General features: G+C 67.4%; 12 protein-coding genes and 1 pseudogene. 11 read left to right on the top strand and 2 right to left on the bottom strand.

What is annotated here, in order from left to right; all coding sequences use genetic code 11:
- Nucleotides 1–189: 189 nt before the first annotated feature.
- Nucleotides 190–362: pseudogene (locus G6020_RS16905) on the bottom strand (IS3 family transposase); the annotation flags it as partial.
- On the opposite strand from G6020_RS16905, the gene G6020_RS04295 reads away from it, so the two are divergent.
- From G6020_RS04295 to G6020_RS04280, 4 genes are all read left to right on the top strand, one after another.
- Nucleotides 342–779: a DUF2220 domain-containing protein gene (locus G6020_RS04295; protein WP_182609777.1), complete on the top strand. Its 438-nt coding sequence runs from the start codon at nucleotides 342–344 to the stop codon at nucleotides 777–779. The pseudogene G6020_RS16905 and the gene G6020_RS04295 sit on opposite strands and share 21 nt — an antisense overlap.
- 54 nt (nucleotides 780–833) lie before the next feature.
- A complete protein-coding gene (locus G6020_RS16900; protein ID WP_182609776.1) occupies nucleotides 834–1055 on the top strand; it encodes a ribbon-helix-helix protein, CopG family in 222 nt (73 codons plus the stop codon).
- Between the two features lies 1 nt (nucleotide 1056).
- Nucleotides 1057–1329, top strand: coding sequence for a type II toxin-antitoxin system RelE/ParE family toxin (locus tag G6020_RS04285; RefSeq protein ID WP_182609775.1), 273 nt, complete (start codon nucleotides 1057–1059; stop codon nucleotides 1327–1329).
- 161 nt (nucleotides 1330–1490) lie between these two features.
- Entirely contained in the window at nucleotides 1491–2693 is a 1203-nt protein-coding gene (locus G6020_RS04280; protein WP_182609774.1) for a class I SAM-dependent methyltransferase, read from the top strand.
- Between the two features lie 50 nt (nucleotides 2694–2743).
- Here G6020_RS04280 and G6020_RS04275 read toward each other — a convergent pair whose 3' ends face one another.
- A complete protein-coding gene (locus G6020_RS04275; protein ID WP_182609773.1) occupies nucleotides 2744–3025 on the bottom strand; it encodes a hypothetical protein in 282 nt (93 codons plus the stop codon).
- Nucleotides 3026–3182: 157 nt separating this feature from the next.
- On the opposite strand from G6020_RS04275, the gene G6020_RS04270 reads away from it, so the two are divergent.
- The 7 genes from G6020_RS04270 to G6020_RS04240 all read left to right on the top strand — a co-directional run.
- Nucleotides 3183–4550 (top strand): cytochrome P450, encoded by a 1368-nt coding sequence (locus G6020_RS04270; RefSeq protein ID WP_182609772.1) that lies wholly within the window; start codon nucleotides 3183–3185, stop codon nucleotides 4548–4550.
- A 119-nt stretch (nucleotides 4551–4669) separates the two neighbouring features.
- Nucleotides 4670–5938, top strand: a complete 1269-nt coding sequence (locus tag G6020_RS04265; protein WP_182609771.1) for an alpha/beta fold hydrolase — start codon at nucleotides 4670–4672, stop codon at nucleotides 5936–5938.
- A gap of 247 nt (nucleotides 5939–6185) precedes the next feature.
- Nucleotides 6186–6515 carry a nucleotidyltransferase domain-containing protein gene (locus G6020_RS04260; RefSeq protein WP_179525747.1) on the top strand — a complete coding sequence of 110 codons (330 nt, stop codon included), beginning with the start codon at nucleotides 6186–6188 and terminating at the stop codon, nucleotides 6513–6515.
- Nucleotides 6512–6868 (top strand): HepT-like ribonuclease domain-containing protein, encoded by a 357-nt coding sequence (locus G6020_RS04255; protein WP_179525746.1) that lies wholly within the window; start codon nucleotides 6512–6514, stop codon nucleotides 6866–6868. Before G6020_RS04260 ends, G6020_RS04255 begins: the two co-directional genes overlap by 4 nt.
- A 112-nt stretch (nucleotides 6869–6980) precedes the next feature.
- Nucleotides 6981–8414 (top strand): DUF3375 family protein, encoded by a 1434-nt coding sequence (locus G6020_RS04250; protein ID WP_182609770.1) that lies wholly within the window; start codon nucleotides 6981–6983, stop codon nucleotides 8412–8414.
- The gene (locus G6020_RS04245) at nucleotides 8411–8986 is read left to right on the top strand and encodes a DUF4194 domain-containing protein (RefSeq protein ID WP_259845141.1); all 576 of its coding nucleotides are present in this window, start codon (nucleotides 8411–8413) and stop codon (nucleotides 8984–8986) included. Before G6020_RS04250 ends, G6020_RS04245 begins: the two co-directional genes overlap by 4 nt.
- Nucleotides 8979–10047, top strand: a 1069-nt coding sequence (locus G6020_RS04240) for an ATP-binding protein (protein ID WP_182609769.1), incomplete at its 3' end; no start/stop codon positions are given. The genes G6020_RS04245 and G6020_RS04240, both read left to right, overlap by 8 nt.

The following is a 10047-nucleotide window of genomic DNA, read 5'->3' as shown; positions in this document are numbered from 1 at the left end:
TCCCCGTGAACTACCGGGGCTAGCGGAGCACGCGGGCGAAAGTGGCGAACTAAGGACGGCTTGCCTTGTTGGCGAGTGGCACAGTTGTGGTCAGCGCGGCGGGCTTGGCTTAGCAAGATTCGCCCTGGGTTTCGTGGAGACCGTGTTCAGTTGAATTTCCACCAGGGTCTTGTCGCCCTGGATCTGATCGTAGAACGTCTCCTCGAACTCCGCGGGTGGAACGTCGCCGAGGTAGCCGTGAAGGCGGGCGGTGTTGTGCCAATGGACACAACCGAGGGTTGCGAGCTCGACGTTCTCAACCGTTTTCCATGGGCCGCGGTGGGCAGGACCGCGGAGTAGCCATGCGCTTCTCTATAGCCGTGGTGGTGGAGAACGAGGTCACCTACCTCACGCTGCCCGTGCCCGCCGACGGGGTAGTGATCTGGGGCAAGGGATTCGACGTGGCGCGACTCGGGCGCTGGGCAGTGTTACAGGACGCGGAAGTGCACTACTGGGATGATCTCGATACACACGGCTTCGCGATCTTGCATCGACTCCGGGCCCACCTTCCGCAGACCCGGTCCTTCCTGATGGACGCGGAGACCCTGCACGCCCATCGCGACCGGTGGGGGCGGGAGAACGCCCCGACCAGCGCAGCACTCGGCCGGCTCTCAGCGAAGGAGGCCGCCGTCTATGACGACCTCGTCTCCGATCGCTTCGGCGACCAGGTCCGACTGGAGCAGGAGCGAATCAACTGGGCCTGGACGCTAGACCAGCTGCCCTACGACGGGCCCGGATGAGGAACACTGGTATTGGGATGCTGGTTATACTCGTATATCGACGGAAGAGGGGTCATGACGGCTAAACAACTCAACACGAAGCTGGACGACCAGACCATCGCCCGTCTGGACCATCTGGCGCGCGTCACCGGCAGGTCCAAGTCGTTCTATGCGAGCGAGTTCATCCGCAGCGGGCTCGACGAGATGGAGGACTGGTACCTGGCCCAACACCGTCTGGAGGAGTTCCGGCAGTCAGACGACTCCGCCATCCCATTGGGCCAGGTGGACTGGACCTGAAGTGGCGTATCTGGTCGAGGTCACGCCGCACGTCCAGAAGGTCATCACCAAGCTCGGTCGTCAGGACAAGACTGCGCAGCAGAGAATCAGGGCATTCCTCGAGGAGCGAATACATGGGTGCGAAGACCCCAGGTACCTCGGTAAGGCACTTCGTGGCGACCAACACCTCTGGCGGTACCGCGTGGGCGACTACCGGATCATCTGCTCGATCGAGGATCAACGGGTAACAGTCCTCGTCGTTGATGTTGCGCATCGGCGTGAGGTCTACCGATAAAGATCGACTGCCCGTGACCGTCCGGGGGCAGAGCTGAGACACTGGACTCGGCCCGGATCACGGGTCACTTGCTCTCGCGCGGTCATTCCTCATTCTCGGGTCGAGCGCGCGACCGTCTGAAGGATTCACGTGTCCTCTCTTGTGCCGTACTCGGACCGCCCGTGAACACCGTCAGCTGGCGTGAGAGCGGTGTAGACCGCACCGTCGGCTGGCGCTCCGAGAACGCCGCACCTGCGCCGACTGGAATCGTCGTTATCACCGACGACATCTCCGCAGACAAGGCTCTCCGAATCGCCCAGAGAGGCTCGAGCCTGCTGTGGCGAGGGGACTTCCAAAACGCCCGGCAGCTCATGCGTGCTCTCGACCGTCGCCTCGAGAAGCGGGCGTCCCGGTCACCGCAATCCACCGACCCCGGGGAAGTCTTTCTCGCCAACCGGAAGGCCCGTGCCCACCGTGCTTCGATACTGGGCAAGATCCTGATCCCCCTGCAGCCTGATTACTCGATCTGCCTGCGCCGAGCGCCCGACGCCCGCGAGGCCTGCACACACGCCTACGGGCAGCCGGTCGACAAGCCCACCGACGAGTCGAGCGATTCCGTCGTAACGGAGACTCTCGTGTCGCTGCCCGAATTACTCGGGGTGATCAGCGCCTACGAGTGGCACCGCAAGGGCATCGAGGTTGCGGCCCTGGGGGCTCGGATCCATCCCGCCCATGGCGTCTTCGCCCCCACCCGCGACGAGTACATCGACCTGGTCGCCGACGCCCCCTGGCCGCAGGGCGTCGACCACCCCGTCGTGTGGGACATCGGCACCGGGACCGGGGTGCTCGCGGCGGTCCTGGCCCGGCGCGGCGCCCGGGAAGTGGTGGCGACCGACATCAGTCCCCGCGCCGTGCAGTGCGCCCAGGACAACGTGGATCGGCTGGGGTTGGCGGACCGCATCGCGGTGATCCAGGCCGATTTGTGGCCCTATGACGACGACGACGACGAGGCGAGCGACTGCGGGCGGGCCGACGTGGTGGTGTGCAATCCACCATGGATTCCCGGTCGCCCGACCTCGGCGCTGGAGCAGGGGATCTACGACCCGGACTCCGACGTGCTGCACCGCTTCCTCAGCGGGCTCGCCGATCACCTCACGCCGCAGGGCGAAGGATGGCTGATCCTGTCCGACCTCGCCGAACACCTTGGACTGCGCACCCGTGATGACCTGCTCGGCCGTATCGACGCGGCCGGGCTGACCGTGGTCGGGACAAGCGAGACCACGCCACGCCATTCCCGCGCCGCAGACAGTGCTGATCCGCTGCACGCGGCTCGCTCGAAGGAGCGCACCATCCTGTGGCGGGTGGGGGCGAGGCGGAGCACCTAGCGCAGGCGGGGCACCTGTTCGAGGAGGAGCACCTGGTCGAGCCGGCGCACCTAGCGGGGCCGGCGCCCGCCGAAGGCCCAGACGAGGGCATGCACCGCGAGCAACGGGGCGATGAGCACCACCGCGCCCCAGCCCGTGGTGGCGACGGGCATCCAGTCGTCCCAGGATGCGCGCATGGCGCCGAGAAAGTCCCCTCGCTCGGACTCGGCAGGCTCAGGCGAGTCGTGCCCGGCGTCGGCGTCCCGGGAGTCGGCGAAGAGCCCTGCCACGTCCGCACCGTCCGCCGTGACGTGGAAGGCGGAGGGCCGAGGGGACTGCGAAGCGGAGTGCATGCCCGGGATTCGACGCCGGGGTCGTGGCGGATTGGGTGCGGTGCCGGGCGGCAGGGGAAGACCTCGTCGTCGTCGCACTATCCGCGCCACCACCGCATTTCCGGCACGTAGGCTGGGCGACGCCCCGCACCCCACCCGAGGCCGAGGATGCAATGCCATGGACAGCGTGACGGACAGGTCGGTTCCCTCCGCTTCCGGAGGAAGCCCGACCGACGACGACCGCGCACCGCGGCTCCCGCCCGGGCCCCCGCTGCCCAGGTCGATCCAGGGCGCGGGCTTCGGCATCGCCCGGCGCAGAGTGCTCCAGCGCCTGCAGGCGAGATACGGCGACGCCGTCACCGTGCACCTGCCCATCTACGGGCGCGCGGTGATCATCTCCGACCCCGCGCTGGCCAGAGAGCTGTTCACCGCCCCGCAGCAGTCGCTGACCAACGTCGACCCCAATCTTGGTCGGGTCCTGGGGGAGCAGTCGATGTTCGCGCTCGAGGGCACCGACCACCGACGGCGCCGCAAGCTGCTCACCCCGCCTCTGCACGGCAGGCGCATCACGGGCTACGAGGCGGTCGTGGAGGAGGAGACCCGGCGCGAACTCGACTCGTGGGTCGTCGGCAGGCCGTTCGCCTCCATGCCGTCGATGACCCGCATCACGCTGGACATCATCATCCGGACGGTGTTCGGCGCCCGGGACGACGAGCTCGTCACGCTGCGCCGCGTGATCCCGCCCATGGTGGAGGCCGGCTCGGCGGTGGTCATCACCCCGGAACTGCCGGTACGCGTGGGCGCGGTGGGCGTGGGGTCGGTGGGCCCGCGCGGTCGGTTCGCCCGCTACAAGAAGGTCTACGACGACGCGATCACCGCACTCATCGCCCGCGGCCGCCGCGACGACCGACTCGACGAGCGCGACGACATCCTGGCGATGATGCTGCAGAGCACCTACGACGACGGATCGGCCATGACGGACGAGGAGATCCGCGACGAGCTCACCGCACTGCTCGTTGCGGGACACGAGACCACGGCGACGACGCTCGCCTGGGCCCTGGAGCGGCTCAGCCGGAACCCCGCGGTGCTGGACGAGCTGGTCGCCGAAGTCGACGCCGGGGGGACCGGCTACAGGCACGCAACGATCCTGGAGGTGCAGCGCAGCCGGCCGGTCATCGACCTCGCCGGACGCAACGTGCAGGCGCCGCACCTCGACCTGGGCCCGTGGCGCATCCCGCGCGGGTACAACGTGATGGTCGCGATCTCGCTGCTGCACGACGACAGCGTGCACTTCGCCGAGCCCGAGCGCTTCGACCCGACCCGCTTCCTCGACACCACACCACCGCCGGCCTGGCTGCCGTTCGGCGGCGGGACCCGGCGATGCATCGGCGCGGCGTTCGCGACGATGGAGATGGACGTCGTGTTGCGCACCCTGCTGAGCATGTACGAGATCGTCCCGACGACCGAGCGGGACGAGAAGTGGCACTCCCGCGGCGTCGCGTTCGCGCCTCACCGAGGAGGGAGGGTCACCGTCCGGCGTCGGTGACCCGGTGGCATCGTTGGCGGTCATCGCGTCGGATTCACGCACGTGACGGACGCCGGGTGAGCGATGATGGGAGCGGCGATCCGACCACGGATGACCACCAGTGACGACGAGGTGTACACATGGCCACGAACACTTCACCAGGTGCGACAATTCGCGCCGCGGACGGACATCAAAGCCCCGGCGAACCCACCCTCACCGGGCTGGCCTTCCAGGACAGCGGGTTCGACGGCCAGTTCCTCCGCGTACTGGACACCATCGCGTCGGGCGGAGCCGACATCGGCGAGGCCTTCATCACCGCTCGCAGAATCCCCGACGGGGACAGAGACGCCTGGAACCTCGAGTGGAACGCGCTCGGCGAACGGATTCTCGGGGAAGCGGAGAAGAGTCTCGCCTCCGGTCACCGGGTGAGCGCGCGTGAGGGGTTCCTCCGTGCGGCAACGTACTTCCGTATCTCCGGGGTCTTCATGTACGCGCCTCCGATGGATCCACGGTTCGTCGCGGCGAACGCTCGTCAACGGGATGCCTTCCGCCGGGCGATCGAGCTGATGGATCATCCCTTCGAGCAGGTCGCGATCCCGTACGAGTGGACCGAACTCGACGGCTACGTCGCGACCCCGCCCGGCCCGGGACCGTTCCCCACGGTGATCCTGGTCGGCGGATACGACGGCACGATGGAGGAGACGTACGTCGCCGGCGGTGTCGCGGCGTTGCGGCGCGGCTACGCCGTCCTCATGATGGACGGCCCGGGCCAGGGCGCGGCACTGGTCGAACGCGACCTGCACTTCCGACACGACTGGGAGGTGGTCGTCACCGCTCAGGTCGACTGGCTGGTCGCCCGCCCCGAGGTCGACGCCTCCCGGATAGCCGCACTGGGCCGCAGCTGGGGCGGCCACCTCGCGCCCCGCGCCGCCACAGCAGAGCACCGCCTCGCCGCCGTGATCGCCGACGCCCCGCAGTACGCCCCGGGAGCCAACGCCTCTCTGCTCCTCCCGGCGGAATACCGCGGCGACCTGGACACCGGGGACGTCGACGAGCAGCTCAACGAGGTGGTCCGCGCCGGGATGGCGCAGTCACCGGGGCTGAACTTCTCCGTGGGGAGAGGGATGCTCACGCACGGATGCGCGACCCCGGTCGACTACATGCGCGAACTGAGGTCGTTCACACTAAACGGCCTCGCGGACCGCATCGACTGTCCCGTGCTGCTGACCATCGGCCAGAACGACCCGCGCATCGTCGACGCGCAGAGTCTCTTCGACGCCCTCACAGCGCCCAAGACGATGATCGAGTTCACCAACGCCGAAGGTGCCGGTGAACACGACGAAGCGGGGGCGGCAGCGCTGTTCAGCCAGCGCGCGTTCGACTGGCTCGACACGGTGCTCGGCCGGTAGGGCCGCCGGTCTAAATCACCGATCCCGTACCTCGAAGTGGCGATCGCCGCAGCAAACAGGGTTGCCGGCTACGCCCCTGCGTCTGAGACGGGGTTCCTCGCCTCGCCTCGCCTCTGGTGCAGGGCGCGGTCTGTAGTCCGAGAGTTGGCAACGCCTGATCGGTCTACCCAACGTGATCTCACACGGCTCACTTGCATCCTTCGTTCTGGGGCCTTCAGTTCCCACGGGCGGCCGGTAACCTGTAGCTATGACGAGCACCGCCCCGACTCCCGAATCGCTCGCAATGCGCGAGCTGATCGAGGCGCGTGATGACGAGTTCCGTGCGCTCCTGGCGAAGTACGCGGCTACTAGACCAAGGCTGTTCGGTTCGGTCGCGCGTGGCACCGCGCAGGCGGGAAGCGACATCGACATCCTGGTGGAAATGGACCCGTCTGACGGCAATCTCTTGATGCGCGCCTCCGGTCTGTTAGAGGAAGTCCGTGCGCTATTCGGCCGCGACGATATCGACGTCTTCCCGTCGCAACTACTTAAGCGAGCGATCTCAGAGTCGGCGCTCCGGGACAGCGTCGCGTTATGAGTCGCGAGTCCGATCAGCGGATCGACGACATCCTGCGGGCCATCAATCGATGCCAGCGGTACGTACGCAGACTGGACAACCATGACATCGACCTCGTCCTCATGGCCGAGGATGCAATCGAACGGAACTTGCAGATCATCGGTGAGGCTGCGAACCATCTCTCGGCCGGGATCACAGATGCACACCCAGAGATCGCCTGGCCGCAGATCCGAGGGTTCCGCAACATCCTCGTTCACCAGTATTTCGGTGTTGAGGCTGACATTGTGCGAGACGTCGTGAAGACACACCTACCGCCTCTTGCCGAAGCGCTGAGTCAACACCAGCGTGGTCCTGAATCGAACTCCACGGTGTGACGGAACGCCTCTCGCGGGGTGCTGCCCGCACCGACCGCCCAGACAGTTGTGTCCGGCCGCCCTCCTAGACTGGCTGCACGACCCCTGCCGACCGCTGACCCGAGGAGACCGTGTGGACTACGCGGCGATCGACGCGCTGCGCGAACGACATCCCGCGTGGCGGATGCTCCGCGCCACCCACGCGCCGCTGCTGCTGTCGTTTCTCGGCCGGTTCTTCGTGGAGGAGGGACACGGTGCCAGCCCGGAGGGGGAGATCATCGACGCCCTCGACGACGAGCTCTACAAGCTCAATGCGGAGAATCCCGAGAACCCGCGGTTCAAGCGGGACGCAGCCGACTATCTGGCCGAATGGGCGTCCACCGACTCAGGATTTCTCCGTCGCTTCTATCCGCTCGGTACCGATGAGATCCACTACGACGCGACACCCGCGTTGGAAAAGGCCTACTCGTGGGTCCAGAGCCTGCACGCGCGGCCCTTCGTCGGCACCGAGTCGCGACTGCAGACCGCGATCGAACTACTCCGCCAGATCGCCCAGGGCACCGAGGTCGACCCCGCGATACGGCTCGCCGAGTTGCAGCGGCGCAAGCAGGAGATCCAGCGGGAGATCGAGCAGATCGAGGCCGACCCGGAAGCCGGACTGCTCGACATGACCGCCGTGCGCGACCGCTACCAGCAGTTCTCCTCCACCGCTCGCGAGCTCCTCGCCGACTTCCGCGAGGTCGAGGAGAACTTCCGCGCACTGGACCGCTCGGCTCGCGAACGCATAGCCACATGGGAGGGCAGCAAGGGGGACCTGCTGGAGGAGCTGGTCAGCGGGCGCAGTCGCATCGACTCCTCCGATCAGGGGCGCAGTTTTCAGGCGTTCTACGACATGCTCCTGTCCTCATCCGGCCAGGAGGAACTCTCCGCCCTGCTCGAGCGGCTCACCGCGATCGACGAACTGAAGGGGGACCGCAGCATCCGCACCGTCCACCACGGGTGGGCCGAGGCCGCCGAGCGCACCCAGCTGACCGTCCGTCAGATCTCCGAGCAGCTCCGCCGGTTCACCGACGACCAGATCTGGCTGGAGAACCGCCGCGTCCTCGACCTGGTCCGCGAGATCGAGGGGACCGCGTTGGCGCTGCGACAAGGCACACCCCCGGACTTCGGTCTCGAGTTGGAGCAGGCCGGCGTGGAGGTGTCGCTGCCCACCGAACGACCGCTGCACAGTGTGCGGCCCGCGTCCGAGGTGGACAGTCTCCTGCCACCGTCCGAGCAGGAGCATGTCGACACCTCCGTGTTGGCCGAGCAGGTGATCGTGGACCCCGCCCGCCTCGCCGCCAGGTTGCGCAACCTCGTCCCCGAACGCGGTACGGCATTGCTCGAGGACGTCGTCACCATGTACCCCGTCGAGCACGGCGCCGCGGAACTCGTGGGCTACCTCGCCCTGGACACCGACGACATCGAGGTGACCACCGACCAGCAGGAGGAGACGGTGATCGAGTACGAGGAGGCCGGCCGGTCGATGCGGGCCCGGATGCCGCGCGTCGTGGTGAGGCGCCGGTGAGCCCGGAGGAGAGGGCGGTCGCGACCAGCGCCATCCGCCTCATGCAGGGCGTCGTCTATCAGGAGTCGGACGCGTGGGAGGACCTCCTCCGCCACCGTGGCGCCGTCCGCGACCACTTCGCCGTGATCGGGCTCGACGTGGTGATCGACGACGACGAGGGCTACGCCTACCTGCGCACCAGCGAGCCGGAGGACGGTGACGAACCGCTCCCGCGGGTGATCAGACGCCGCGCGCTCACCTACGCCGACAGTCTCCTGTTGGTGCTGCTGCGCAAGCGGATGGTGGAGTTCGAGTCCGCCGGCGACCAGGGCCAGCTGGTGCTCACCCAGGACGAGATCATCGAGATGATTCAGCTCTTCCTCGCCCGCAGCACCGACGAGGCCCGAGTGCTCAAGCAGGTCGACACGTCCATCAACCGCCTGGTGTCCATGGGATTCCTGCGCCAGCTCAAGGGCCGGCGGGACACCTGGGAGGTGCGCCGGATCCTCAAGGCCTACGTGGACGGTCAGACCCTGTCCGACTTCTCCGCCAAGCTTGCCGAGTACGCCGACGGGGGTGCCGACGATGAGTGAGGGCCTGTTCTCCTCCGTCGACCTCGCGCCGCAGGGGCGTCCCGGTTTCCGGCTGGTCCGGCTCGAAGTGCTCAACTGGGGGACCTTCGACAAGCGCGTCTGGCAACTGGAATCGGATGGGGAGACCCTGCTGCTCACCGGCGACATCGGCAGCGGCAAATCCACTCTGGTCGACGCGGTGAGCACCCTCATGCTCCCCTCGCACCGGATCGACTACAACAAGGCGGCCGGCGCCGCACGCAAGGAACGCACTCTGCGCTCCTACGTGGAAGGCCACCACAGGACCGAGCGCAACGAGTCCACCGGCAGTGTCCGACCGGTGGGGCTGCGGGACCGACGGTCGTATTCGGTGATCCTCGGCGTCTTTGCCAACCAGGGATACGACGACGAGGTGACCCTCGCCCAGGTCTTCCAGCAACAGGACGCCACAGGACAACCCTGGCGACGCTTCGTGACCGCGGACCGGGCGATGTCGATCGAGTCCGACTTCACCGACTTCGGATCCGACCTGGGCGACCTGCTCAAGCGGCTCCGCCGAGACGGTGCCACGGTGGAGAAGGACTTCCCGCCCTACGGTCGTGCCATGCGGCGCCTGCTGGGCATCCGGTCCGAACAGGCCATGGAACTGTTCCACCAGACCGTCTCGATGAAGGCCGTGGGCGATCTCAACGAGTTCGTCCGCACGCACATGCTCGAACCCGCGGACGCCTCCGAGCGGATCGAGGGGATCATCCGGCACTTCGAGGACCTCACCCGGTCCTACGATGCCGTCCAACGGGCCCGAGCCCAACTCGAGGCACTGGAACCACTGGTCGCCTCGATCAGCCGGTACGAGAGCGCGGTCGAGCGCCTGGACCGTCTCCACGAGGAACGTGTGGCGATCCGCCCCTACTTCGCCGAACTGCGGATCGAGCTGCGCCAGGCGGAGATCGAGCGGGTCCGCGCCGAGGTCACCACCATCGCCGCCCAGTTGGAGCAGGTGCGCTCCGAGTCGCAGGCCCTCGGGGCGGAGCGGGACCAGCTCCTCGCGGCCCGGGCCGAGGCGGGCGGTAGCCGCATCG

This window comes from Dietzia sp. B19 (genome assembly GCF_014145155.1).
Classification (GTDB): Bacteria; Actinomycetota; Actinomycetes; order Mycobacteriales; family Mycobacteriaceae; genus Dietzia; species Dietzia natronolimnaea.
This window is presented reverse-complemented; position numbering and strand designations above follow the sequence as displayed.

Bases quoted from the DNA above. Each gene is read 5' to 3' on its own strand.
- G6020_RS04295 (WP_182609777.1), top strand. From the start codon at position 342: ATGCGCTTCTCTATAGCCGTGGTGGTGGAGAACGAGGTCACCTACCTC.
- G6020_RS16900 (WP_182609776.1), top strand. From the start codon at position 834: ATGACGGCTAAACAACTCAACACGAAGCTGGACGACCAGACCATCGCC.
- G6020_RS04275 (WP_182609773.1), bottom strand. From the start codon at position 3,025: ATGCACTCCGCTTCGCAGTCCCCTCGGCCCTCCGCCTTCCACGTCACG.
- G6020_RS04270 (WP_182609772.1), top strand. From the start codon at position 3,183: ATGGACAGCGTGACGGACAGGTCGGTTCCCTCCGCTTCCGGAGGAAGC.
- G6020_RS04265 (WP_182609771.1), top strand. From the start codon at position 4,670: ATGGCCACGAACACTTCACCAGGTGCGACAATTCGCGCCGCGGACGGA.
- G6020_RS04260 (WP_179525747.1), top strand. From the start codon at position 6,186: ATGACGAGCACCGCCCCGACTCCCGAATCGCTCGCAATGCGCGAGCTG.
- G6020_RS04255 (WP_179525746.1), top strand. From the start codon at position 6,512: ATGAGTCGCGAGTCCGATCAGCGGATCGACGACATCCTGCGGGCCATC.